23 protein-coding genes are annotated in these 24,435 nt (G+C 61.3%); 13 read left to right on the top strand and 10 right to left on the bottom strand.

Annotated features, from left to right (window positions below; all coding sequences use genetic code 11):
* Nucleotides 1-20: 20 nt before the first annotated feature.
* The gene (locus tag CAF80_RS14370) at nucleotides 21-404 is read right to left on the bottom strand and encodes a tautomerase family protein (protein WP_007958838.1); all 384 of its coding nucleotides are present in this window, start codon (nucleotides 402-404) and stop codon (nucleotides 21-23) included.
* 274 nt (nucleotides 405-678) lie between these two features.
* On the opposite strand from CAF80_RS14370, the gene CAF80_RS14365 reads away from it, so the two are divergent.
* From CAF80_RS14365 to CAF80_RS14355, 3 genes are all read left to right on the top strand, one after another.
* The gene (locus CAF80_RS14365) at nucleotides 679-873 is read left to right on the top strand and encodes a hypothetical protein (protein ID WP_085667572.1); all 195 of its coding nucleotides are present in this window, start codon (nucleotides 679-681) and stop codon (nucleotides 871-873) included.
* Nucleotides 874-924: 51 nt separating this feature from the next.
* Nucleotides 925-1,095 carry a hypothetical protein gene (locus CAF80_RS28885; RefSeq protein WP_166742324.1) on the top strand — a complete coding sequence of 57 codons (171 nt, stop codon included), beginning with the start codon at nucleotides 925-927 and terminating at the stop codon, nucleotides 1,093-1,095.
* 255 nt (nucleotides 1,096-1,350) lie between these two features.
* Nucleotides 1,351-2,631 carry an HAAAP family serine/threonine permease gene (locus CAF80_RS14355; protein ID WP_064597506.1) on the top strand — a complete coding sequence of 427 codons (1,281 nt, stop codon included), beginning with the start codon at nucleotides 1,351-1,353 and terminating at the stop codon, nucleotides 2,629-2,631.
* A 292-nt stretch (nucleotides 2,632-2,923) separates the two neighbouring features.
* Here the strand turns inward: CAF80_RS14355 and acnB are convergent, their stop codons facing one another.
* Nucleotides 2,924-5,533 carry a bifunctional aconitate hydratase 2/2-methylisocitrate dehydratase gene (gene acnB, locus CAF80_RS14345; protein ID WP_039767143.1) on the bottom strand — a complete coding sequence of 870 codons (2,610 nt, stop codon included), beginning with the start codon at nucleotides 5,531-5,533 and terminating at the stop codon, nucleotides 2,924-2,926.
* 469 nt (nucleotides 5,534-6,002) lie between these two features.
* Here acnB and CAF80_RS14340 point away from each other — a divergent pair, with 469 nt between their 5' ends.
* Nucleotides 6,003-6,473: a DUF1289 domain-containing protein gene (locus tag CAF80_RS14340; protein ID WP_039767141.1), complete on the top strand. Its 471-nt coding sequence runs from the start codon at nucleotides 6,003-6,005 to the stop codon at nucleotides 6,471-6,473.
* Nucleotides 6,474-6,515: 42 nt separating this feature from the next.
* Here the strand turns inward: CAF80_RS14340 and CAF80_RS14335 are convergent, their stop codons facing one another.
* On the bottom strand, nucleotides 6,516-7,379 hold the full coding sequence (locus tag CAF80_RS14335) for a universal stress protein (protein WP_007958823.1): 864 nt from the start codon (nucleotides 7,377-7,379) through the stop codon (nucleotides 6,516-6,518).
* A gap of 159 nt (nucleotides 7,380-7,538) precedes the next feature.
* On the opposite strand from CAF80_RS14335, the gene CAF80_RS14330 reads away from it, so the two are divergent.
* The 3 genes from CAF80_RS14330 to CAF80_RS14320 all read left to right on the top strand — a co-directional run bounded on the left by CAF80_RS14330 (nucleotide 7,539) and on the right by CAF80_RS14320 (nucleotide 10,282).
* Entirely contained in the window at nucleotides 7,539-8,147 is a 609-nt protein-coding gene (locus tag CAF80_RS14330; RefSeq protein ID WP_074688765.1) for a tRNA-(ms[2]io[6]A)-hydroxylase, read from the top strand.
* Nucleotides 8,148-8,287: 140 nt separating this feature from the next.
* Nucleotides 8,288-8,995, top strand: coding sequence for a response regulator (locus CAF80_RS14325; protein WP_011334763.1), 708 nt, complete (start codon nucleotides 8,288-8,290; stop codon nucleotides 8,993-8,995).
* Nucleotides 8,996-10,282: an ATP-binding protein gene (locus CAF80_RS14320; protein ID WP_074688763.1), complete on the top strand. Its 1,287-nt coding sequence runs from the start codon at nucleotides 8,996-8,998 to the stop codon at nucleotides 10,280-10,282. It abuts the gene before it with no gap.
* Nucleotides 10,283-10,315: 33 nt separating this feature from the next.
* On the opposite strand, the gene CAF80_RS14315 is transcribed toward CAF80_RS14320, so the two are convergent.
* The gene (locus tag CAF80_RS14315; protein ID WP_074688761.1) at nucleotides 10,316-11,215 is read right to left on the bottom strand and encodes a bestrophin family protein; all 900 of its coding nucleotides are present in this window, start codon (nucleotides 11,213-11,215) and stop codon (nucleotides 10,316-10,318) included.
* Between the two features lie 29 nt (nucleotides 11,216-11,244).
* Complete coding sequence (moaA, locus tag CAF80_RS14310) at nucleotides 11,245-12,243, bottom strand: GTP 3',8-cyclase MoaA (protein ID WP_039767130.1); 999 nt, start codon at nucleotides 12,241-12,243, stop codon at nucleotides 11,245-11,247.
* 357 nt (nucleotides 12,244-12,600) lie between these two features.
* On the opposite strand from moaA, the gene CAF80_RS14305 reads away from it, so the two are divergent.
* From CAF80_RS14305 to CAF80_RS14290, 4 genes are all read left to right on the top strand, one after another.
* Complete coding sequence (locus CAF80_RS14305) at nucleotides 12,601-14,925, top strand: FdhF/YdeP family oxidoreductase (protein WP_039767129.1); 2,325 nt, start codon at nucleotides 12,601-12,603, stop codon at nucleotides 14,923-14,925.
* Between the two features lie 109 nt (nucleotides 14,926-15,034).
* Nucleotides 15,035-16,450, top strand: coding sequence for a cytochrome ubiquinol oxidase subunit I (locus CAF80_RS14300; RefSeq protein WP_074689296.1), 1,416 nt, complete (start codon nucleotides 15,035-15,037; stop codon nucleotides 16,448-16,450).
* A gap of 17 nt (nucleotides 16,451-16,467) precedes the next feature.
* Nucleotides 16,468-17,484: a cytochrome d ubiquinol oxidase subunit II gene (cydB, locus tag CAF80_RS14295; RefSeq protein WP_074688759.1), complete on the top strand. Its 1,017-nt coding sequence runs from the start codon at nucleotides 16,468-16,470 to the stop codon at nucleotides 17,482-17,484.
* A complete protein-coding gene (locus CAF80_RS14290) occupies nucleotides 17,471-17,623 on the top strand; it encodes a DUF2474 domain-containing protein (RefSeq protein ID WP_074688757.1) in 153 nt (50 codons plus the stop codon). The genes cydB and CAF80_RS14290 overlap by 14 nt, the downstream gene beginning before the upstream one ends.
* A gap of 82 nt (nucleotides 17,624-17,705) precedes the next feature.
* Here the strand turns inward: CAF80_RS14290 and CAF80_RS14285 are convergent, their stop codons facing one another.
* On the bottom strand, nucleotides 17,706-18,557 hold the full coding sequence (locus CAF80_RS14285; RefSeq protein ID WP_064597492.1) for a CAP domain-containing protein: 852 nt from the start codon (nucleotides 18,555-18,557) through the stop codon (nucleotides 17,706-17,708).
* 199 nt (nucleotides 18,558-18,756) lie between these two features.
* On the opposite strand from CAF80_RS14285, the gene CAF80_RS14280 reads away from it, so the two are divergent.
* The gene (locus tag CAF80_RS14280; protein ID WP_074688754.1) at nucleotides 18,757-19,377 is read left to right on the top strand and encodes a cell wall hydrolase; all 621 of its coding nucleotides are present in this window, start codon (nucleotides 18,757-18,759) and stop codon (nucleotides 19,375-19,377) included.
* 87 nt (nucleotides 19,378-19,464) lie between these two features.
* On the opposite strand, the gene CAF80_RS14275 is transcribed toward CAF80_RS14280, so the two are convergent.
* The 4 genes from CAF80_RS14275 to CAF80_RS14260 all read right to left on the bottom strand — a co-directional run bounded on the left by CAF80_RS14275 (nucleotide 19,465) and on the right by CAF80_RS14260 (nucleotide 22,670).
* A complete protein-coding gene (locus tag CAF80_RS14275; RefSeq protein ID WP_074688752.1) occupies nucleotides 19,465-20,871 on the bottom strand; it encodes a heavy metal sensor histidine kinase in 1,407 nt (468 codons plus the stop codon).
* Nucleotides 20,868-21,539, bottom strand: a complete 672-nt coding sequence (locus CAF80_RS14270) for a heavy metal response regulator transcription factor (RefSeq protein ID WP_007950581.1) — start codon at nucleotides 21,537-21,539, stop codon at nucleotides 20,868-20,870. The genes CAF80_RS14275 and CAF80_RS14270 overlap by 4 nt, the downstream gene beginning before the upstream one ends.
* A gap of 12 nt (nucleotides 21,540-21,551) precedes the next feature.
* The gene (locus CAF80_RS14265; RefSeq protein WP_064597487.1) at nucleotides 21,552-21,809 is read right to left on the bottom strand and encodes a DUF2790 domain-containing protein; all 258 of its coding nucleotides are present in this window, start codon (nucleotides 21,807-21,809) and stop codon (nucleotides 21,552-21,554) included.
* A gap of 147 nt (nucleotides 21,810-21,956) precedes the next feature.
* Nucleotides 21,957-22,670 (bottom strand): murein L,D-transpeptidase catalytic domain family protein, encoded by a 714-nt coding sequence (locus CAF80_RS14260; protein ID WP_011334749.1) that lies wholly within the window; start codon nucleotides 22,668-22,670, stop codon nucleotides 21,957-21,959.
* 151 nt (nucleotides 22,671-22,821) lie between these two features.
* Here CAF80_RS14260 and CAF80_RS14255 point away from each other — a divergent pair, with 151 nt between their 5' ends.
* Nucleotides 22,822-24,435 (top strand): murein L,D-transpeptidase, encoded by a 1,614-nt coding sequence (locus CAF80_RS14255; RefSeq protein WP_074688750.1) that lies wholly within the window; start codon nucleotides 22,822-22,824, stop codon nucleotides 24,433-24,435.

Raw genomic sequence — 24,435 nt, 5'->3', positions numbered from 1 at the left:
CGGCGCCCGTGGTCACAGGATCAGGTCACATACTGGGCGATGCCGTTGCCGAACGACCAATTCTCTTTTTTCACCTCCACCAGATTGATGAACACATCCTCCTGACGCACGGCCAGTTGCTGGTTCAGGTTGCGCGCGATGGTCTGGAACAGCCGTTGTTTCATCTCGACGGTGCGGCCTTCGCTGATGGTCAGCTGGATGAACACGATGCCGTCGCTGCGCTGGATCCCCAGGTATTGCGGGTCATAGACGAAGTGCTGGTCGTCGTGCTCGGCCAGCACCTGAAAGTTGTCGTGTTCCGGCACATTGATCTCGCTGCGCAGGGCGGCGTAGATCACTTCGCCAATGCGTTTGGCGAACGTCGGGTCCGGGTTCTTCTTGATGTCGACGCGGACGAGGGGCATGGGATGGCTCCACAGGCGAGGGGGACTGGACGGGAATGTCAGTCAATTCGCCATTGGGTATAGCCGAAAAATGCCGGTCAGTGAGGTTGTTTAAAAACGTTAGGAAATGGACGCACCGTCCTGCGGGATTTACGGATGTTGCCTACGAGTGCTGCCGGATTCATCCGCTATACGGCGGGGTGAGAAGCGCGGAACCATAGAGAGCAGGACGGGATGCGTTCTTCAGGACGGAGCGGCAACCCGGACGGAAATTGCCATCAGCCAAGGAAGGCCAATGTTTCATAACGATCGTGAAAGTCTGGAACTCGACAGGTTGGAACATGAGTCACGAAAGCTCGTGGCTGAAAGACAAAAGCTGCTGGCGGAGGAAAAGAAGCTGAGGTGGGAGGCAAACTTGTATCCAGTCGCGGTATTTGGTGGGGTGTTGACTGCATTCACTGCAGTAGCAGGATTTTTTTTCAAATTTTGAGTGTTCGCCTTTCAAAACAGTCAGGCCCAGGGAACCCAGAGGAAGATCAGCATGAGTACATATGACCGCAAGGCCAGAATGGAACGCTCAGAGCGAGAGCACGATGAGTGGGTCGAAAGAATGCGCATCAAACACAAAGGTGAAATGCTTCCGATGTTGGGGTTATTTGGCTTCGGCATCTTCTGCATGTCCCTTGGCTTCATATTGGCCCGATTGATCTGATCGGGCTTTCCCATGGCTCATTCGGCGCCTGCGCATGCCATAAAACGACATTTGGCGTATCTGGTGCCGACAGTCTTTTTCCCAAAAGCGACAAGCCTCCGATCTGCTCCGCACAACCATTCCTCAGCTAAGTCTTTGCTTCTGCTCATTTATCGCGGAGAATCGCGCCCCTGTTTCGGCCGGAGCATGTCTGTCGGTTTTTTCCGACGCGTCCTGACCGAGTGGCAAGTGACCGGAATGCGGAGATCCGACCGGATGAATGATCAGGCCAATAGCGTCGAACAACGCTTTGAGGCGGCAGCACCAGCCGAACTGTCGAGCTGGAATCGCCATGACACTACCTGGATGTTGGGACTGTTTGGGACGGCCATCGGCGCCGGTACCCTGTTTTTGCCGATCAACGCAGGTCTGGGTGGCTTCTGGCCGCTGGTGATCCTCGCGCTGCTGGCGTTCCCGATGACGTTCTACGCACACCGCGGTCTGACCCGCTTCGTGCTCTCCGGTCGCGAAGGCGCCGACATCACCGACGTGGTGGAACAGCATTTCGGCATCAAGGCCGGCGCGCTGATCACCCTGCTGTACTTCTTCGCTATCTTCCCGATCCTGCTGATCTACAGCGTTGGCCTGACCAACACGGTCGCCAGTTTCCTCGAGCACCAACTGCACATCACGCCGCCACCGCGCGCGCTGCTGTCGTTCGTGCTGATCCTCGGCCTGCTGGCCGTGGTGCGCTGCGGCGAGCAAGTGATCGTCAAGGCCATGAGCCTGATGGTGTATCCGTTCATCGTCGCGCTGCTGTTCCTGGCGGTGTACCTGATTCCGCACTGGAACGGCGGCATCCTGACCACCGCTTCGCAAGTGCCGGCACCGTCCGCGCTGCTGCACACGTTGTGGCTGGCGATTCCGGTGATGGTGTTCTCGTTCAACCATTCGCCGATCATCTCGGCGTTTGCTGTGGATCAGAAGCGTCGTTACGGCATTCACGCGGATGAGCGCAGCTCGCAGATCCTGTCTCGCGCGCACCTGCTGATGGTGGTGATGGTGCTGTTCTTCGTGTTCAGCTGCGTGCTGACCCTGTCGCCGGAGCAACTGGCCGAAGCCAAGGCGCAGAACCTGTCGATCCTGTCGTACCTGGCCAACCATTTCAGCAACCCGACCATCGCGTTCGCGGCACCGCTGATTGCGTTTGTGGCGATTTCCAAGTCGTTCCTCGGCCACTACATCGGTGCCAGCGAAGGCCTGAAGGGCTTGATCGTCAAGAGCGGCAAGCGTCCGGGCGCCAAGGCGCTGGACCGCATCGTGGCGGCGTTCATGTTGGTGGTGTGCTGGATCGTGGCGACCCTGAACCCGAGCATCCTCGGCATGATTGAAACCATCGGTGGCCCGGTCATCGCGGCGATCCTGTTCCTGATGCCGATGTACGCGATCCGCAAAGTGCCGGCGATGGCCCGTTATCGTGGGCAGATGTCGAACGTGTTTGTCACCGCAGTGGGTCTGGTGGCGATTTCGGCGTTGATCTATTCGCTGACGGCTTGAGGTTCAACACCAGATCCCGATTGATCTTGTGAAACACAAAGGCCGATCTGCCTCGCGGGTCGGCCTTTTTTGTGCCTGCGATCTTCGCGGGCAGGTTCGCTTCCAAGATGATCGTTCCCACGCTCTGCGTGGGAACGCAGCCAAGGACGCTCTGCGTCCTGAACCGTGACGCAGAGCGTCACAAGAGGCATTCCCACGCAGAGCGTGGGAACGATCAGCGCCAGCCGTTCAGCAGGCATAAAAAAACGCCGCTCATCTCGCGATGGGCGGCGTTTTTCATTGCGTTGCAGCGTTAGGCTTGAACGACCGGGATCTTGGCGTTCGCAGCAGCTTCACGGAACTCGGCAATCTGGTCGAAGGACAGGTAGCGGTAAACGTCGGCCGCCATGCTGTCGATCTTGCCAGCGTATTCCATGTACTCCTCGACGGTCGGCAGGCGACCCAGGATCGAAGCAACGGACGCAAGCTCAGCCGAAGCCAGGTAGACGTTCGCGCCGTCGCCCAGACGGTTCGGGAAGTTACGGGTCGAGGTCGACACCACGGTGCTGTTCGGCTCAACGCGTGCCTGGTTACCCATGCACAGCGAGCAGCCTGGCATTTCCATGCGGGCGCCGGCCTTGCCGTAGATGCCGTAGTAGCCTTCTTCGGTCAGTTGGTGAGCGTCCATCTTGGTCGGCGGCGACAGCCACAGACGGGTTGGCAGCTGACCCTTGACCTGATCCAGCAGTTTACCGGCAGCGCGGAAGTGACCGATGTTGGTCATGCACGAACCGATGAACACTTCGTCGATTTTCTCGCCAGCAACGCTGGACAGCAGACGGGCGTCGTCCGGGTCGTTCGGCGCGCACAGTACAGGCTCGCTGATATCGGCCAGATCGATTTCGATGACTTCGGCGTACTCGGCGTCGGCATCGGCTTCCATCAACTGCGGGTTGGCGATCCAGGCTTCCATCGCTTGAGCACGACGCTCCAGGGTACGCGCATCGCCGTAGCCTTCGCCGATCATCCAGCGCAGCAGGGTGATGTTGGACTGCAGGTACTCGGTGATCGACTCTTTCGACAGCTTGATGGTGCAACCGGCAGCCGAACGTTCGGCCGAGGCGTCGGACAGTTCGAACGCCTGTTCCAGGGTCAGACCTTCCAGGCCTTCGATTTCCAGGATGCGGCCGGAGAAGGCGTTTTTCTTGCCTTTCTTCTCGACGGTCAGCAGACCGTTCTGGATGGCGAAGTAAGGAATGGCATGAACCAGGTCACGCAGGGTGATGCCAGGTTTCATTTTGCCTTTGAAGCGCACCAGGATCGATTCCGGCATGTCCAGCGGCATGACGCCGGTGGCAGCGGCGAACGCGACCAGGCCGGAACCGGCCGGGAACGAGATGCCCATCGGGAAACGGGTGTGCGAGTCACCACCGGTACCGACGGTGTCCGGCAGCAGCATGCGGTTCAGCCACGAGTGGATGATGCCGTCGCCCGGACGCAGGGAAACACCGCCGCGGGTCATGATGAAGTCAGGCAGGGTGTGGTGGGTGGTCACGTCGATCGGCTTTGGATAGGCCGCGGTGTGGCAGAAGGACTGCATCACCAGATCAGCGGAGAAGCCCAGGCACGCCAGGTCTTTCAGTTCGTCACGGGTCATTGGACCGGTGGTGTCCTGAGAACCTACGGTGGTCATCTTCGGTTCGCAGTAGGTGCCAGGACGAACGCCTTTGCCTTCTGCCAGACCGCAAGCCTTGCCGACCATTTTCTGCGCCAGGGTGAAGCCCTTGGTGCTTTCAGCCGGTGCTTCCGGCTTCTTGAACAGGTCGAACGCTGGCAGACCCAGTTCGGCGCGAGCCTTCTCGGTCAGGCCACGGCCGATGATCAGCGGGATACGGCCGCCGGCGCGGACTTCGTCCAGCAGGACCGGGGTTTTCATTTCGAAGGTGGTGATGACTTCGTCGGTACCGTGCTTGCAGACTTTGCCTGCGTGCGGGTACAGGTCGATCACGTCGCCCATGTTCATGTTCGATACGTCGAACTCGATTGGCAGTGCGCCGGCATCTTCCATGGTGTTGTAGAAGATCGGGGCAATTTTGCTGCCGAAGCAGAAACCGCCAGCGCGCTTGTTCGGCACGTAAGGGATGTCGTCGCCGAAGAACCACAGAACCGAGTTGGTCGCCGATTTACGCGAGGAACCGGTACCGACCACGTCACCGACGTAGGCGATAGGGAAGCCCTGGCCGCGCATTTCTTCGATCTGCTTCATCGGGCCGGTCTTGCCTTGCTCGTCCGGAACGATGCCGTCACGGGCCATTTTCAGCATGGCCAGGGCGTGCAGCGGGATGTCTGGACGCGACCAGGCGTCAGGAGCAGGGGACAGGTCGTCGGTGTTGGTTTCGCCAGTCACCTTGAAGACGCGCAGGCTGATCTTGTCGGCCAGCACCGGGCGCTTCTTGAACCACTCGCCGTCAGCCCAGGATTGCAGCACGGCCTTGGCGTGAACGTTGCCGTTCTTGGCCTTTTCAGCCACGTCGTGGAAAGCATCGAACATCAGCAGGGTGTGCTTGAGTTCCTCGGCGGCCACTGGCGCCAGCTCGGCGTTGTCCAGCAGTTCAACCAGGGTCACGATGTTGTAGCCGCCCTGCATGGTGCCGAGCAGTTCTACAGCGCGCTTCTTGTCCAGCAGAGGGGAGGAGACTTCGCCCTTGGCCAGTGCGGAGAGGAAACCGGCCTTGACGTAGGCGGCTTCGTCCACTCCTGGTGGTACGCGATTGGTGATCAGGTCAACGAGGAAAGCTTCTTCGCCAGCCGGAGGATTCTTCAGCAGCTCGACCAGGCCTGCAGTTTGTTCGGCGTTAAGCGGCTGGGGAACGATACCCAGGGCTGCACGCTCTTCGATATGTTTGCGGTAGGCTTCAAGCACAGTTATTACCCTCATCAGTGGTCCCAAATGGGTGTCCGGGACGCTCATCCCGAAATTGCCGTACTCATGCTCCTCACGACGTTGTGGGTCGTTCGGCCAGAATTACCGGCAATTCCTTACAGAAGCTGCTTTCAAAGTTTTACGCCTGCAGAACGGGGAGCTGATGAGGGTTGGCGTATGGCTTTTCCCCGCTGGAAAAACCTTACGCCAACACCGCTCTGAAGGAACGACTGTGCTCGTGACGCTTTGAAAACAGCTTCTAACGGACATTGGCGCCTAAAAAGGCTGGCTGATTCTACGGCAAAAAAAATTTAAAGGTAAGTCGCGCTCTATTGGACTTTGGTTGCGTTGTGCGCAGGTGGGGCAAACCCTGATCCGGCGCTTGCCCCTGACGTTTGAGGGGTGATGAATGGCGGACAAAGGGCTAACATGCCGACCTGTTCCGCGTTTCAAGTGTTTTGCCCACTCTATGCCCAATCAGACCATCAAGACCCCCTGCGTCGGCCTCTGCTCCACCGTTTACGGTGATCTGGTGTGCCGTGGCTGCAAGCGTTTCCACCACGAAGTGATCCATTGGAACGGTTACAACGAGGAGGAAAAGCGCGCGGTCTGGCTGCGTCTTGAGCAATTGCTGTCACAAGTGATGGCGAGCAAGGTCGAGGTCTTCGATCCGGCGCGCCTGCGTCTGCAGCTGGAACAGCGCAAGATCCGCTTCGTGCCGCATCAGTCGGAATATTGCTGGGCGTATCAGCTGATCGCCCGGGGCGCGCGGGTGATCATTAATCTGGAAGCCTACGGCATGGTGCTGCTGCCGGAGTTTCGCGACTGGAACCTGCCGGAACTGCGCGATGCCATTGATCGGGAATTTTTCCTGCTGTCGGAAGCGCACTATCAGCGCTACATCGCGCCCGGTTTTCTTAAGGATGCGCTCGGCGACTGAGGTTGGCTTACGGCCAGGGAGATTGCTCCCTGGCCGCAAAGGTCAATGCTTGACCGCCAACTCCACCAGATGGTCTTCAACCTCCTGAGGCTTGAGCACCAGCACGTCGCTTTCCAGCTGATCCAGCACCTGTTCGGCGGTATTGCCAATTAACGCACCGGATACCCCGCTGCGCGCCACGGTGCCGATCACCGTCACCGCCGCCTGCAGCTTGTGCGCCATGAACGGAATCAGCACATCGGCCGGGCCTTCCTCGACGTGCAGGTGAGCGTCATCGATGTCGAATTCAGCCTGAAACGCCCGGCATTGCTCGCGATAGCGCGCCTCGATGGTTTCCTTGAGCTGGAACGTCGGGTCGGCCGCCGACAGCATCGGCGACGGATGGGCGGTGATCACGTGCAGATGCCCCTTGGCCAGGCTGGCGATGTCGAAGCCGTGGTCGATGATCGTGGTGTGCAGATGACGGTGTTCGCCGTCGGCATTGCCCACGTCGACCGCCGCAAGAATCACCTTGTCCTTCCACGAACCGGCGGTTTTCACCAGCAGCACGGGAGTAGGGCAATGGCGCAGCAGTTTCCAGTCCGCCGGGGTCAGCAGGGCCTTCTTCAGCGAGCTGTCGGGGAAATGCTGTTTGATCACCAGCCCGCAACCTTCGGCCTGCTGCACGTCGATGATGGTTTCGTGCAGGCTCTCGTTCCACGCCTGTTCGGTGGTGACGCTGTAGCCGTCCGCCAGCAGCGCGGCCTTGAGCACGCTGAGCATGCCGGCGTGATCGTGCTTCTTGTCGCAGACCAGCAGGTGCAGATGGGCCTGGGTCACCCCGGCGATCAGCTTGGCGCGCTTGAGCGCCAGGCTTTCCGCGTGTTCGGGTTCGATAACCACCAGAATGCTGCGAATGGCTTGCATAGCGGAGTCTCCAGCAATGAAAAGGCACGGCGTTGCACAACTATAGTTGCTGCTGCCGTGCCTGCGACTTGATGCATATCAACGCCGGCCGCTGGTGGTCTGCGGGCAGGCCGGTATAATCGGCGCCCTTCGCTCGAACACCTTTTGACCGTGAGCCCCATGATCCTTCCCGAAATCCACGACTTCCTTGGTTGCCGCACGCCTGACGCCTGGGTCCAGGCCGCGCTGGCCGATCAGGAAACCCTGCTGATCGACCACAAGAACTGCGAGTTCAAGGCCGCCAGCACCGCCTTGAGCCTGATCGCCAAGTACCATTCCCATGTCGATCTGATCAACATGATGTCGCGTCTGGCCCGGGAAGAACTGGTGCACCACGAGCAGGTGATGCGCATCATGAAGCGACGCAAGATCGAACTGCGCCAGCTGCATGCAGGCCGTTATGCCTCGAGCCTGCGCAAAGTGGTGCGCAGCCATGAACCGGTGAAACTGGTCGACACCCTGGTGGTCGGCGCCTTTATCGAAGCGCGCAGTTGCGAGCGGTTCGAAGCGCTGGTGCCGCACCTGGACGAAGAACTCGGCAAGTTCTACTTCGGCCTGCTGAAAAGCGAGGCCCGGCATTTTCAGGGTTACCTGAAACTGGCCTATCAGTACGGCGACGCCAAGGACATCGCCCAAGTGATCGAGAGAGTCCGCGCCGCCGAGCGGGACCTGATCGAATCGCCGGACGAGGAATTCCGTTTCCACAGCGGCGTACCTGTCGCGGCATGAATTGTTAAAAACTCTTAAGAGTATGAAACATCAACGAAAACCGGCCCCGGAGCCCGGTTTTTGCTGCCTGCGATAAACGACTCGCCCGCGAATGCCGCCATAATGGCGCCCACTTCACAAAGCGGTTGGCGGCGGTTGTTATGGATAACCTGGGTTTTGGCAGAGTCCTGCTGGTGGAAGACGATGAGCGGCTGGCCGCGCTGATCGCCCACTTTCTCGAACAACACGGCTACGAGGTGCGCACGGTGCATCGCGGCGACCTGGCCGTGGCCGCGTTTCTCGAATTCAAGCCCAAAGTGGTGGTGCTCGACTTGATGCTGCCGGGGCAGAGCGGCCTGCACGTGTGCCGGGAAATCCGCAGCGTGTCGGACACACCGATTGTCATCCTGACCGCCAAGGAAGACGATCTCGACCATATTCTGGGCCTGGAGTCCGGCGCCGATGACTACGTGATCAAACCGATCAAGCCGCCGGTTCTGCTCGCACGCCTGCGTGCCCTGCAACGCCGGCAGGTGCCGGACAGCGGCGTGGTCAGTTCACTGGAGTTCGGCAACCTGATCATCGACCGCAGTTGCCGCGAAGTGCGTCTGGCGGGCGAGCTGATCGAGCTGACCACCATGGAATTCGAGCTGCTGTGGCTGCTGGCCAGCGCCGCCGGCAAGATCCTGTCGCGCGATGACATTCTCAACCGCATGCGCGGCATCGCCTTCGATGGCCTCAACCGCAGCGTCGACGTGTACATCAGCAAGTTGCGCAACAAACTCAAGGACAACCCTCGCGAGCCGGTGTGCATCAAGACCGTGTGGGGCAAGGGTTACCTGTTCAATCCGTTCGCGTGGGAGTTGTAGATGCTGCGGTTATTTCTCGGGCTGTTTCTGGTGATGACCGTCGGGCTGGTGGCGGCGCTGCAAACCGTCGAGCACACCTTCAACGCGTTGCTCGACAACCAGATGCAGGCCTACAACCGTGAAGCGGTGCGCGGTCAGGCCTGGTCGCTGGTCGAACACATGCGCGACCAGCAGGGCGCGGCGCGCGAGGCGCAACTGGAGGCGTTACGGCCGCACTACGGGCTGACGTTGAGCCTGGTCGAGGCTGACCAATTGAACCTCAGCGATCAGGAAAAAGCCGAACTGGCCCAGGATGTGTTGGTGATCCGCGATGACTACACCCAGTTCATCAGCAACATCGACGGTGGTTCGCAGTTGCTCAGTATCAAGCTGCCGCCCGAGCCGAGCCTGATGCCGTTCTACATTGCCGGGGCCTATATGATGTTGGCGGTGCTGCTCGGCATCGTTTTGTACTTCTGGGTTCGTCCGCACTGGCGCGATCTGGAAAAACTGCGGCTGGCCGCCGAGCGTTTCGGCGACAACGATCTTTCGGTGCGGATCCAGCTGTCCAAACGCTCGAACATCCGCGACTTGGCCGGCCACTTCAACCTGATGGCGGCGCGCATCGAAGGCCTGATCGCCAATCAGCGCGAACTGACCAACGCGGTCTCCCACGAACTGCGCACGCCGATTGCCCGGTTGTCGTTCGAGCTCGATCAGCTCAAGCAGCAACCGGACGCCAGCCAGAACCGCGAACTGATCGCCGACATGTATGCCGACCTCGGCGAGCTGGAAGAAATGGTCTCCGAACTGCTGACCTACGCCAGCCTCGAACGCGGCGCGACCGTGATCACCCGCGAGAATATTCAAGCTGCCAACTGGCTCGACAGCGTGGTCGGCAGCGTGGCGCTGGAGGCCGAGGCGGCCGGGGTGCAGCTATTGATCGTTGATTGCCGGGTCGATGAAGTGCGGATCGAACCGCGGTTCATGGCGCGGGCGGTGATCAATCTGCTGCGCAATGCCATCCGGTATGCCGAGCAGCGTGTCGAGGTGTCGCTGGTGCGCATCGGTGATCAATACGAAGTGCAGGTCAACGACGACGGCCCGGGCGTGCCGCTGGATGGACGGGAGAAAATCTTCGAACCGTTCTCGCGTCTGGACGCCAGCCGCGACCGCCGCACGGGCGGCTTCGGCCTCGGCCTGGCGCTGGTGCGGCGGGTGTCGCAATCCCATGGCGGGCAGGTCGAGGTCGGCGATTCATCATGGGGCGGGGCGTCGTTCCGCATGACCTGGGCGCATCTGGATTAATGACTCTCCCTTCCCGGAAATGGAGGCAGTCGATTAACTGAGGACGTAGTCCACCGGTTTCAGCGCTGGCGGCAACGGTTCCGTTCCCAGCTCCGAGAGAATATCCCGCTCGATGCTGCGCACCAGCGCATCGGTCGGCAAATCGTTTTCATCCCGGCCGAACGGGTCTTCCAGCTCATCGGCAATCGCATCCAGCCCGAAGAAGGTGTAGCTGACAATCGCCGTGAACAGCGGCGTCAGCCAGCCCAGCGGTTCGGCCATGGCGAACGGCAGCAGGATGCAAAACAGATAAATCGTGCGGTGCAGCAGCAAGGTGTAAGGGAAGGGCAGCGGCGTGTTCTTGATCCGCTCGCACACCGCCTGCGCCTGGGTCAGGCTGGTCAGGTGATTGGCCAGCAGCATGTAGCGCCATTCGCTGAGATCACCTGATTCGTGCAGATCGGAACATTGCTGGCCGACGGTTTGCAGGATTCGCCCGCTGTAGTCCGGTACCTGCGCATCGTGTTGCGGGGTGATCCACTCGGCGCTGGCGGCGGCTTCGTCTTCCCGGCGCAACCGCGCATTCAGCGCGTGGGCAAAACCTGCGAGGTTGAGCAGCAACAGACGGCGCTGGGCCGATTCGCGAATCACATGGGTCTCGCGGATCACCGAGCGCACATGCACGATCACTTCGCCCCAGGCCTTGCGCGCTTCGTACCAGCGGTCGTAACAGGCGTTGTTGCGAAAATTCATGAAGATCGACAGCGACAGGCCGAGCAGGGTGAACGGTGTGGCGTTGACCTTGGTGAAGTTGCTCGGGTGGAGCATTTCCACCAGCACGATGGCCGACGCCAGCAGCGTCACCATCAGGGCGCGCAGGGCGATGCGCTTGGCAATCGAGCCCTTGAGGGTGAAGAGAATGGCGAATTGATTGACCTTGGGTCGGATAATCATGCGGCTCTCTGCCTTGCAAACGTGGCGGATCAGCCGCCGGTCATGTTCATGAAACGCACCACTTGCACGTCGTCGTTCACTTCAAAGTTGTGCCGGTAAGGCTTGAGTTTCATCGCTTCAATGATGGCTTTCTCGAGCCGTTCCGGTTGGCCCGGATGAGCCCGCAGCACCGCTTTCAGATCCACCGAATGCTCGTTCCCCAGACACAGTAGCAAACGCCCCTCGACCGTCAGCCGCACCCGGTTGCAGGTGCCGCAGAAGTTGTGGCTGTGGGGCGAAATAAACCCCAGCCGGATGTGCGGGGCTTCGGCCAGCCGCCAGTAACGCGACGGGCCCTGGGTCGATTCGGCGGAGTCGATCAGGGTGTAGCGCTCGGCGATCTTTTCGCGCACCTGAGTGCTGGAAAAGAACGACTCGGCGCGGCTGTGTTCGCTGATGATCCCCAGCGGCATTTCCTCGATGAAGGAAATGTCCAGATCCCGCTCGATGGCGAACTGCACCAGATCATTGATCTCGTGATCGTTGCGGCCCTGCATCACCACGCAATTGAGTTTAGTGCGGGTAAATCCGGCGGCGCGTGCGGCGTCGATGCCGTCGATCACCTGGCCCAGGTCGCCGGTGCGGGTCATCTGTTTGAAGCGCTCGGCATCGAGGCTGTCGAGGCTGACGTTGAGGCGTTTGACCCCGGCGTCGAACAGCGGGCTGGCGAGTTTGCCGAGTTGCGAGCCGTTGGTGGTCAGGCACAGTTCGCGCAGGCCGGGCAGGGCGGCGATCTGCTTGCACAAGCCGACGACGCCGGGGCGAATCAGCGGCTCGCCGCCGGTCAGGCGGATCTTGCGGGTGCCCAGTGCAACGAAGCTCTGCGCCAGTTGATAGATCTCCTCCAGCGTCAGCACCCGTTGGCGCGGCAAAAACTGCATGTCTTCAGCCATGCAATACACGCAGCGGAAGTCGCAGCGGTCGGTGACCGACATGCGCAGGTAGTCGACGCGGCGGTTGTAACCATCGATCAAGACGCGCTCTGACATGACAGCCTCGCTTGGGTGAAATCCGCTATTGAAGGGATTGGGTCGGCGCAGGTTATGAGCAACTTCGAACAGCGTCCAATCACTCTTGATTACCGGCCGATTGATGCTGTCGATGATGAAAAATTTATTCGTCATTTTTCCCTTCCTGGTTTTGCAAGTGCCCGGATTTAAAGGGATTAAGTTGGTGATAGATGCTTTCGATAACGCAGTCATTAATAGCGATTAGACAAGGTTTTGCAGCGGTTTCTATCCTTGGCCCCGTCAAACGAAACGACCGCTTTTTTAACCTGAAAGTCAGTCGTCGCTGTTTAAACCCGATCAGGTTTTTGCCTGTGTGCATCGTCGTGGAGAAGTCCCATGTCACAAGTCGACCGTTACAAACCCTACAAGGGCGCCGCTGCGGGTTGGGGCGCTGTGATCAGCCTCACCAAGAACTGGCTGGGCAGTGAAAATGCCCTGAAAAACATCCGCGCCATGCTCAAGACCAACCAGAACGGCGGCTTCGACTGCCCCGGTTGCGCCTGGGGTGAAGCACCCGGCGCGAGCATGCTCAAGTTCTGCGAGAACGGCGCCAAAGCGGTGAACTGGGAAGCCACCGGCCGCCTGGTCGATCCGGCGTTCTTCAACAAGTACACAGTCTCGAGCCTGGCCGAGCAAAGCGATTACTGGCTTGAGTATCAGGGCCGGATCACCCATCCGATGCGTTACGACGCGCGGGTCGACCGCTATGTCGAAACCACCTGGGACGACGCCTTTGCGCTGATCGCCAAGCACCTCAAAGGCCTGAAATCGCCCCACGAGGCCGAGTTCTACACCTCGGGTCGCGCCAGCAACGAAGCGGCGTTTCTCTATCAGTTGTTCGTCCGCGCCTACGGCACCAACAATTTCCCGGACTGCTCGAACATGTGCCACGAAGCCAGCGCCGTCAGCATGGGCGAGAGCCTGGGCGTCGGCAAAGGCACGGTGGTCTATGAAGACCTGCACCACGCCGACGCGATTTTCGTGATCGGCCAGAACCCCGGCACCAACCACCCGCGCATGCTCGAACCGCTGCGCGAAGCGGTGAAACGCGGCGCGCAGGTGGTGTGCATCAACCCGCTCAAGGAGCGTGGGCTGGAGCGCTTCCAGAATCCGCAGAACCCGATCGAGATGCTCAGCAACGGCTGGGAAGCGACCAACACCGCGTACTTCCGCCCGGCACTGGGCGGCGACATGGCGATGATTCGCGGCATGGCCAAATTCCTGCTGGAGTGGGAGCGCGAAGCCCAGGCCACTGGCGGCGAACCGGTGTTCGATCACGCCTTCATTGCCGAGCACACGTCGGGTCTCGACAGCTACCTGGCCGAAGTCGATGCCACGAGCTGGGAGCACATCGTCGAGCAGTCCGGCGTGCCGCTGCATGACATCGAACTGGCCGCCCGCATGTACGCCCGCGCCAAGAGCGTGATCATGTGCTGGGCCATGGGCCTGACCCAGCACGTACACTCGGTGCCGACTCTGCAGGAAGTCATCAACCTGCAACTGTTGCGCGGCAACGTTGGCCGTCCGGGCGCCGGGCTGTCGCCGGTGCGCGGCCACAGTAATGTGCAGGGCGACCGCACCATGGGCATCAACGAACTGGCCCCGACCGAGCTGATGGACGCCCTGGAAAAACGCTTCAACTTCAAGGTGCCGCGCATGCACGGCCACAACACGGTGATGGCGATTGGCGCCATGGAACGTGGCGAAGCCAAGGTGTTTATCGGGCTCGGCGGCAACTTCGCTCAAGCCACGCCGGACACCCCGCGCACCCACGCCGCGATGCGCAAACTCGACCTCACCGTGCACATTTCGACCAAGCTCAACCGCAGCCATCTGGTGACCGGGCGTGATGCGTTGATCCTGCCGTGCCTGGGCCGTACCGACATCGATGTCCAGGCCGAAGGTCCGCAAGGCGTGACGGTGGAAGACACCTTCAGCATGGTGCATTTGTCGTTCGGCCAACTGAAGCCGAAGTCGGCGCACCTGAAATCCGAGCCGGCGATCATTGCCGGGATCGCCGCCGCCACATTGGGCAAACACCCGATCGACTGGGAATGGGCGGTGGGCGACTACGGGCGCATCCGCAACCTGATCGCCGACGTGATTCCGGGCTTCGAGAACTTCAACGAGAAACTGCTGATCCCCGGTGGTTTCCACCTCGGCAACAACGCCTCCGACCGGGTCTGGAACACCGAATCCGGCAAGGCCCAGTTCACCCCGTGCGTGCTGCCGGAACATCTGATCAGTGAAGGCGTGCGCAACCTACCGGTCAAACCGCACCTGATCCTGCAAACCATGCGTTCCCACGATCAGTACAACACCACGCTGTACGGCCTCGACGACCGTTATCGCGGTGTATACGGGATGCGCGACGTGGTGTTCGCCAACGAACAGGACATCCGCCGGCTCGGTTTCGAACCGGGGCAAAAGGTCGATCTGGTGGCGCTGTGGGGCGACGAGCGTGAGCGTCGGGTCAGCGGTTTCACCCTGATCGCCTACGACATTCCCGCCGGGCAGGCTGCCGCGTACTACCCGGAAACCAATCCGCTGGTGCCGCTGGAAAGTTACGGTGACCGCACCTACACGCCGACCTCCAAATTCGTGGCGATCCGCCTCGAAGCGGCCGAGGCGAGCAACCTGATTCCGTCGTCGGTGGCCTGACCGACCCACGCGATCCAACCCTTTTGCAATTTGACTGGCTGCAGGCGTTCGCGCCTGGCGGTGGCCCGGCCGTGTGCTGCCGCTTTTCAGCCTGGATGAGGACATCATCATGTTCAACCTGGAGGCACTGGACCTGGCGCGAATTCAATTCGCGTTCACGGTTTCGTTCCACATCATCTTCCCGGCGATCACCATTGGTCTTGCGAGTTTCCTGGCGGTGCTCGAAGGCCTGTGGCTGAAAACCGGTAACGACACTTACCGCGATCTTTACCACTTCTGGTCGAAGATCTTCGCCGTCAACTTCGGCATGGGCGTGGTGTCGGGGCTGGTCATGGCGTATCAGTTTGGCACCAACTGGAGCGGGTTTTCCGACTTTGCCGGCAGCGTCACCGGGCCGTTGCTGACCTATGAAGTGCTGACCGCGTTCTTCCTCGAGGCCGGGTTCCTCGGGGTGATGCTGTTCGGCTGGAACCGTGTCGGCCGTGGCTTGCACTTCTTCGCCACGGTGATGGTCGCCATCGGCACGCTGATCTCGACCTTCTGGATTCTCGCCTCCAACAGCTGGATGCAGACCCCGCAGGGCTTCGAGATCGTTGACGGCCGGGTGATGCCGGTCGACTGGCTGGCGATCGTGTTCAACCCGTCGTTCCCGTTCCGGCTGGCGCACATGGCGATTGCCGCGTTCGTTGCCACGGCGTTCTTTGTCGGCGCTTCGGCGGCCTGGCATTTGCTGCGCGGCAACGACAGCAAACCGGTGCGCAAGATGTTTTCCATGGCGCTGTGGATGGCGCTTATCGTCGCGCCGATTCAAGCGGTGGTCGGTGACGCCCATGGCTTGAACACCCTGGAACACCAACCGGCAAAAATCGCCGCCATCGAAGGTCACTGGGAAAACGCCGACAACGGTCCAACCCCGCTGGTGTTGTTCGGCATCCCGGACATGCAGGCGGAGAAGACCAAATACGCGATCGAGATTCCGTACCTCGGCAGCCTGATCCTCACCCACAGCCTCGACAAGCAGATTCCGGCGCTCAAGAGCTTCCCGAAAGAAGACCGGCCGAACTCGACCGTGATCTTCTGGAGCTTCCGCGTGATGGCCGGGCTGGGCATGTTGATGATTCTGGTCGGTGTGCTGGGCCTGGCGCTGCGGCGCAACGGCAAGGTCTACCGGCATCGCGGCTTCCAGCGGCTGGTGCTGCTGATGGGGCCGAGCGGTCTGATCGCGCTGCTGGCCGGTTGGATCACCACCGAAGTCGGGCGTCAGCCGTGGGTTGTTTACGGTCTGATGCGCACTCATGACGCCGCGTCCCATCACTCGGTGGCGCAGATGAGCACCTCGCTGGCGCTGTTCGTCGTCATCTACTGCACGGTGTTCACCGTGGGCATCGGCTACATGATGAAACTGGTGAGCAAGGGCCCGCAGCCGCACCACGAACATCCGCCCGAAGGCACTCAGGTGCAGACCCCGCGCCGGCCACTTTCGGCGGTCATCGACAACCTCGAATCCGCGACCCGGGTCCACTGAAAAAGGAGCATTGAGTCATGGGTATTCAAGGTATCGATCTCTCGTTGATCTGGGGCGTGATCATTGCCTTCGGGGTGATGATGTACGTGATCATGGACGGCTTCGATCTGGGCCTCGGGATCCTGTTCCCGATGATCAGCGACGAGCAGGAACGCGACGTGATGATGAACACCGTCGCACCGGTGTGGGACGGCAACGAAACCTGGCTGGTGCTCGGCGGGGCGGCGTTGTACGGCGCGTTTCCGCTGGCTTACGGGGTGATTCTCGAGGCGCTGTATCTGCCGCTGATCTTCATGCTGGCGGGGCTGATTTTCCGTGGGGTGGCGTTCGAGTTTCGCTTCAAGGCGCCGGCTGAAAAACGCCATCTGTGGGACTGGGCGTTCATTGGCGGTTCGCTGCTGGCGACGTTCTCCCAGGGCGTGGTGATCGGCGCGTATGTGGCGGGGATTCCGGTGGTGGATCGGCAGTTCGCCGGTGGCGGTCTCGACTGGCTGGCGCCGTTCCCGCTGGTCTGCGGCGTCGGTCTGGTGATCGCCTACGCCTTGCTCGGCAGCACCTGGTTGCTGGTCAAGACCGAAGGCATGCTCGAATCGCGGATGCGTCACTACAGCCGTCCACTGGCGTGGCTGCTGCTGGCGATGGTGGTGGTGATCGGCGTGTGGACGTTGCAACTGCACCCGGAACTGGCCAGCCGCTGGTTCAACCATGCGCACCTGACCGTGTTCGCCGGGCTGGTGCTGTTGGCGGTGCTGGCGTTGTTCGGGCTGTTGCGTTCGCTGCGTCAGCGCCACACCCACTGGCCGTTCGTGTTCACCCTGGTGCTGATGTTCCTCGGTTACATCGGTCTGGCGCTGAGCATCTGGCCGAACATCATCCCGCCGTCGGTCAGCCTGTGGGCGGCGGCTTCACCGGCCACCAGTCAGTTGTTCGCCTTGATCGGCGCGCTGTTCATCCTGCCGGTGATCCTGATGTACACCTTCTGGAGCTACTACGTGTTCCGCGGCAAAGTGAGGATTGGCGATGGCTACCATTGAGATGCGTGAAGTGAAAAGCCGCTGGTACAAACGCCTGGGCTGGTTGCTGTTGATCTGGTCCGGCAGCGTGGTTTCGCTGGCGGTGGTGGCGAGCCTGCTGAAACTGGCGATGTACGCGGCGGGGATGAGAACTCACTGAGCATAAAAAAACCGGAGCCTGGCTCCGGTTTTTTATTGCCTGCATTTTTCATCCTCCCCTAAAGGGGAGGATGCCTTGAGGTTTACTCCCCGCCAAACATCGCGGTCCAGTAGATCCCGGCGCTGCTCTTCGGATCGACCGCGTAGGCAGCGCCCAGCTCGCGGTATTGCGGGTTCATCAGGTTGGCGCAATGACCGGGGCTGGCGAGCCAGCCGGCGACGACCTTCTGCACCGTGTCCTGCCCGGCGGCGATGTTCTCGCCGACCTGCTGGCCGCTGTAACCGGCCAGTTCGGCGCGGTCGCCGGGAGTGCCGCCGTTGCGGTCCTTGTGGTCGAAATAATTGTTGTTGGCCATCTCGCGGCTGTGTTCCTGGGCAACGCCGCCAAGCACGGCGTTCCATGCCAGCGGCGTGGTCGCCGCGAATGCCTGACTGCCGCACTGGCGCGGTTGGGCGCGGGCGGCATTGAGTTGTTCGAGGAGTTTCTGGCCTTCCGCCTGACCGTCGCCGAGGCGGGCGGACAGCAGCGGTCGGGCCAGAGTGATGCGCCAGTCACGGTCGGCGCGACTGACGCCGATATCGACGAACTGCGGATCCAGCACCACCTGACAGAAGCTTTCCTGAATCGCCTTCATCGCCGACGCCGCGTCCCGTGGTCCGTTCAGGGTGATCGCCTGCACGTTGACCATCGGGTAGCGAGCGCTGGACATCGCCTGCTGCAAATCCACCACGCCGGTGGCCGGCAGAATCAGGCGCGGATCGGCCGACAGCGGCGGCAATTCGCTGGACGCCTGGCTGCCACAACGCTGCGGCTGGCTGCGGTAGCTGTTGATCGATTCGATCAATTGCGACTCGTCGGTGGCCATGGCCGAAGTGGCCAGCGCCAGGCCCACGGACAACGCGGCGAGTCGCAGAACGGATGGCATGAAGCGCATGGAAATCTCCCTTGGGCTGAGTGCGCACATCATGCGCGAAAGGGCCCCGGTTGGTGCAATGTCTTTTTCTTCATGGCACGGATTTTTCTGCGGAACGATGCTGTGAAAATTGCCGTCTACACTTCGCGAAGAGCCCGGGATCCGGGCGTCTCAACCACGTAACACTTTGCCCGCAGCGGGCCCTGCCGGAAGAATGATCATGGGATTGAACGGGTTGCTTTGCTGTCTTGCGTTGACCCTGCTGAGCGGCGCGGCACTGGCCACCGATCAGGCACCGATCAAGGAAAAGGCCGAGGCGAAAGCCGAGGTTTTGGAAGAGAAGGCGGCCGACAAGCCCGACGCGCCCCCGGCACCCAAATCCGAAGCCATCACCCCGACCGAAGCCCAGGCGGTCGACCCCGCCGGCGCTGCGCCACTGGACGATCCGATCACCTGTCTGGCGCGCAGCATCTATTGGGAAGCCAAGGGCAAGGACAATGCCGACATGGAAGGCGTGGCCAGTGTGGTGATGAATCGCTTGGGGCATGACGGCTTTCCAGGCACGGTCTGCGCGGTGGTCAAGCAGGGCTCGGAAAGCAGGAGCTGCCAGTTTTCCTGGTGGTGCGACGGGCGTCCGGATCAGGTCAAGGAAGATGCCGAATACGCGCTGGCCAAGGAAATCGCTGGCAAGGCGCTGAACCGCCAGCTCACCGACCGCACCCACGGCGCGCTTTATTTCCACGATCGCAACGTTCATCCGAGCTGGGCGAAGGAGTACAGGAAAACCGCCGAGACCAGGAAATTCCTGTTCTATAAGCCCGCTGGCGGGGATGCGCGTTAGGCGCAGACTTCGCGCACACAATGGCGCCGTCGCACTGCATTTTCCTTGTGGGACCAGGTTCGCTCCCACAGGGAGAACTTGGCGAAATCAGTCGCGGGGTTGTCGGGCCGGAAAGAACAGTTCAAAGCAGGTGATCCCGTCGGCGCTGCTGACGCTGTAGCGGCCCTGATGCAATTGCATGATGGTCGCGACAATCGACAGGCCCAGTCCGTTGGATTGGGCAGAGCGCTCGCGAGACGGATCGACGCGGTAGAAGCGTTCGAACAGCCGCGACAGGTGTTCGGCAGGAATGGTCGCGCCCTGATTGCGTACCCGCAGATAACTGCCGTCCGCTTCGGCCACGGCCTCGACCTGCAGCGTCGAATCTGCCGCGCCGTACTTGATCGCGTTGGCGCACAGATTGGCCAGGGCCCGGCGCAGCAGCATCGGTTCGGCCCAGATCACACCGCTGCCACTGGCCTCGATGGTGATACCGACGTCCGCCGCCAATCCCTCGAAGTAATCGGCAATGCGTTGCATCTCATCGCCGGCGTCCAGCTCCTGACGCTGGCTCAGCGCGCTGGCCGGGTCGGTGCGGGCAAGAAACAGCATGTTGTCGAGCATCCGCGCCAGCCGCTCGAGTTCTTCGACGTTGGAGGCGAGCAACTGCTGATAGGCGTCCACGCTGCGGCTCTGTTGCAACGCGACCTGGGTTTCGCCAAGCAGGTTGTTGATCGGCGTGCGCAGTTCGTGGGCCATGTCGGTGGAGACCTGGCTCAGTTGCGCAACCCCTCGGTCGAGCCGGTCAAGCATCGCATTGAAAGCTTCGATCATCGGCTGCAATTCCCGGGGCGTGCCGTGGCGGTCGAGGCGTTCGCCGAGGTTGGCGATGCCGATCCCGTGGGCATGCCGGGCAATCCGCCGCAATGGCAGCAAACCGCGATACACCAGCAGGCAGCCGACCAGCGCCAGCACAATCGCGGCCAATGAAGCGAGGCCGTACACGCTGAGCCGGTAATTGGCGAGCATTGCCGTGCGCTCGGTCATCAGGCGTCCGGTGAGCACCTGCAGGTTGCCCAGATCGCCCGAGTCGATGGTCGCCGCCACCGCCGAAAATGGCACACCGTCGACGCTCGGCAAGTGCTGTACATCGCTCAGGGCCATCGGGTGATCGATCGGTACGGCGGGCAAGTTCGGGGTGGCGAGGTTGCCGGGGTTGACCACCAGCAACGGCGGCTGGCCGGGTGCGCCGATGGTCAGCAAGGCTTCGCGGTTGCCGAGCATGTTCTGAAACAGCGCCGGCTTGTTCTTGATCAGTTCCAGGGTGTTGCTGTCGTTGAGGAAGGTGCGCAACTGATCGACGCGACTGACCAACTGGATGTCGTCGCGGCGAATCAGAGCTGCTTCCAGTTGGTTGTACAGCGCCGCGCCCAGGCCTCCCAGCGCGGCGAAGGCGAGCACGGCGAAGACCAGCGCCAGACGCAAGGTCAGAGAGTAAGTGCCGGCGATTTTCATGGCTGGGTATCGAAGCGGTAGCCGATGCCGCGCACGCTGTGGATCAGCTTGAGCGGGAACGGATCGTCGATTTTCGCCCGCAGGCGGCGCACGGCGACATCGACCACGTTGGTGTCGCTGTCGAAATTCATGTCCCACACCCGCGAGGCGATCAGCGAGCGCGACAGCACTTGCCCGGTGTGGGTGGCGAACAGTTGCAGCAGGGCGAATTCCTTGTTGGTCAGGGTGATCCGGTTGCCGGCGCGGGTGACTCGACGTTTGAGCACGTCGATCTGCAGATCGGCCACCTGCAATTGCTCTTCTTCATGGATCGGCCCGCGCCGGGTCAGGGTGCGCAGGCGCGCCACCAGTTCGGCGAAGGAAAACGGCTTGATCAGGTAATCGTCAGCGCCCAATTCCAGGCCTTTGACCCGGTCGGCGATGTCATCGCGGGCGGTGAGGAACAGCACCGGCGTGTCGGTTTCCTTGCGCAGCCGGCGCAGGACTTCCCAGCCATCCATTTTCGGCATCATCACGTCCAGCACGATCACATCGAAGTCGAATTCCAGCGCCAGGTGCAGACCATCGGCGCCGTCCCGGGCCAGGCTCACGCTGTAGCCCAGTTCCTGCAGGCCGTTGAGCAAATAATTGCCGGCCTTGGGTTCGTCTTCGACAACAAGGATATTCATGGCTACTGCGCCTCAATGGTCGTTGGTGCAGCCGCTGCCTTGTACTTGATAGTCCAGCACATGTTCACGGCCCTGGTGGTCGAGGTAGTCGAGCTGCGCGGGGATCACGCCGCAGGCCTGGGAAATATCGGTGCTGGAGAGGACTTTGTCGACATCCAGGTGCACGAAGAAGCCGGTTTTGTCATGAATGACGGCAGCGTCCGGCGCAGGCGCGGCGAACACGGAACCGGTGGCGAGGAGGGCGGTGAAGGCGAGGATCAGGGTTTTCATGATGGGGCACTCGAGTCGTTGAAGTTGATCGGCGTTCTGGCCGGGACAACTTCAAGCTACCGGGCGATCCGCTCGGCAAACCGACAACTCGATGACAAATCTGTAATAAACCGAACCTGTGGGAGCCAGCGCACTCCCACAGAGTATTCAGCTGGCGTGAGTGCTGAGAATGCTCGCGATCTGTTGTGGCTGGCAGTTGAGGTACGGCGAGGATTTCAGCCACTGCTGATCCGGGTACCAGGAGAACATGAATTGGCCATTCTTCAGGCTGTCGATCACCCGTTTGGCAACCTGCGGTCGCACCGCCGGGCAACCCTGGCTGCGGCCCAGGCGGCCGGTACGTTTGCTCCAGAACGGGTTCACGTAGTCGGCGGCGTGGATCACGATGGCGCGGTCACGGGCCATGTCGTTGATGCCTGGTTCCAGACCGTCCATGCGCAGCGAGTAACCGTGGGTGCCCTGGTAACTTTCCTGGGTGCGGAACAGGCCGAGGCTGGATTGAAAACTGCCTTCACGGTTGGAAAACCGGGTGGCGAAGTTTTCCCCGGAATTTGAACCATGGGCGACCAGATCACGCAGCACCAGTTTTTTCCGGGTCAGGTCGAAGATCCACAGCCGGCGCTCGGTGGACGGCTGCGAATAGTCGATGATCGCCAGGTGACGGGACTGCTTCGCGCCGTTGTTGATCGCACATTGCATGGCGTTCAAGGCACCTTTCAGCGCCTGGGGATTGAGTTCCGGAGCGGCGTGCGCGAGGCTGGTGTACAGAACCGGCGAAGAGGTGCCGGCGGCAAAGGCTGGGCTGGTCAGCACGCCAAGGGCGGTGGCAGTCAGCAGAAGTCGGCGCAAAAACGTCAACATTTAAAGTGAGTCTCCACTTGCTACTTGTTTGGCACTTAGGCTCCTGACGTCCAGTCGTTCCCGGCAAGCCCGCGAATCGGGCCTGACTGTGCACCGCACCTGAGGTAAGGTTGACCGTCAATCAAGACGGCCATGGATTGGAGTAAAGCAGTTGTTCAAAAAGTACGCATGCTACTTGAGCATTTGTTTGCTCGCTGCGCCGTTTGTCGCTTGCGCCGAAGAGCCGTTGCCGGGACTTCCGACGCTGCCGCCCGTGCCGACGGAAATGCCCATCGAACCGCAGAGCCCGTTGCAGGCTGCGCTGATCAGCCTGCCCCAGGCGTGCCCGACGATCGGCACCAGCCTCAACGGCCCGGCGCTGGATCAGTTGCGCGCGTTCTACCAGCAGCAGGACTGGCTGCCAGTGTGGGCCGATGGCGGGCAATTGCCGGCCTTGCATGCGCAATTGCAGCTGTTGGCCGACGATGGCCTAAACCCGAAACGCTATCCGGTAGCGCTCACTGCCCCGCAGGACGGCGAACTGTGCGCCGATATCGAGATCAGCCGCTATTACCTGCAAGCCCTGCAGGATCTGCATTACGGCCGCCTGTTGCAATCGCACTTCGAACCGCTGTGGCATTCCGACGAAACGCCACGCGACCGGCAGGCCGAATTGCTGGCGATCGCCGTGCCGGGCGTGCACAACGTTCCCGCCGCCTTCGATCTGGCCCGGCCGCAGTTGGCGCAGTATCAGAATTTGCGCCATCTCTACGCAGCTCAACGCCTGAAAGCCTTGCCGCAGTGGACGTCGGTGGGCAATGGGCCGTTGCTGCGTCCGGACATGGAAGACAAACGCGTGCCGGAACTGGCCCGGCGGCTGTACAGCGAAGGCTACCTGAGCAGTGTGGTCGGCACGCCGGACAACGCTTATCACGGCGTATTGGTGGAGGCAGTGAAGAGCTTTCAGGCCAACCATTCGTTGCAGGCCGACGGGGTGGTCGGGCCGGGGACGATTGCCGAACTCAACATCAGTCCGTTGACTCGCCGCGAACAGTTGCGGGTCAACCTTGAACGTTTCCGCTGGATGGCCCAAGACATGGAGCCGGACGGTCTGCTGGTCAACGTCGCCGCTGCCGAGCTGACGCTTTATCAAGGTGGCCTGCCGGTGTGGCAGACCCGCACCCAGGTCGGGCGCGCCGAACGCCAGACCCCGCTGCTCAAATCCCGGGTCACGCGCCTGACGCTGAACCCGACCTGGACCGTGCCGCCGACCATCTGGAAGGAAGACAAACTGCCGGAAATCCGCAAGGATCAGACCTTCCTCAGCCGCCAGAACCTGCAAGTGCTCGACGCCAACGGCCAGCCGCTGGCTGCCGCCGACATCGACTGGGACAACCCCGGCAACATCCTCCTGCGTCAGGACGCCGGGCCGCGCAACCCGCTGGGGCAAATGGTCATTCGTTTCCCCAACCCGTTTTCGGTGTACCTGCACGACACGCCGAGCAAGGCGCTGTTCGACAAGGGGCCACGGGCGTTCAGTTCCGGCTGCGTGCGGGTCGAGCATCCGATGAAGCTGCGCGATTTGCTGCTCAGCCCGGCGGAGAAGGCGCGCACCGACACCTTGTTGGCCACCGGCACCACCCATGAATTCCGCCTGAGCAATCCGGTGCCGATCCTCATGACTTACTGGACGGCACAGGTCGACGGCCAGGGTCGTGTGCTCTACGCGCCGGACATCTACAGCCGTGACAGCGCGTTGCTGGCGGGGCTGGACCGGGCGCATTGA

Source organism: Pseudomonas sp. B34(2017) (assembly GCF_002112915.1).
GTDB lineage: Bacteria > Pseudomonadota > Gammaproteobacteria > Pseudomonadales > Pseudomonadaceae > Aquipseudomonas > Aquipseudomonas pharyngis.
Note: the sequence above shows the minus strand (reverse complement) of the source record. Positions and strands in the feature narration are given on the sequence as shown.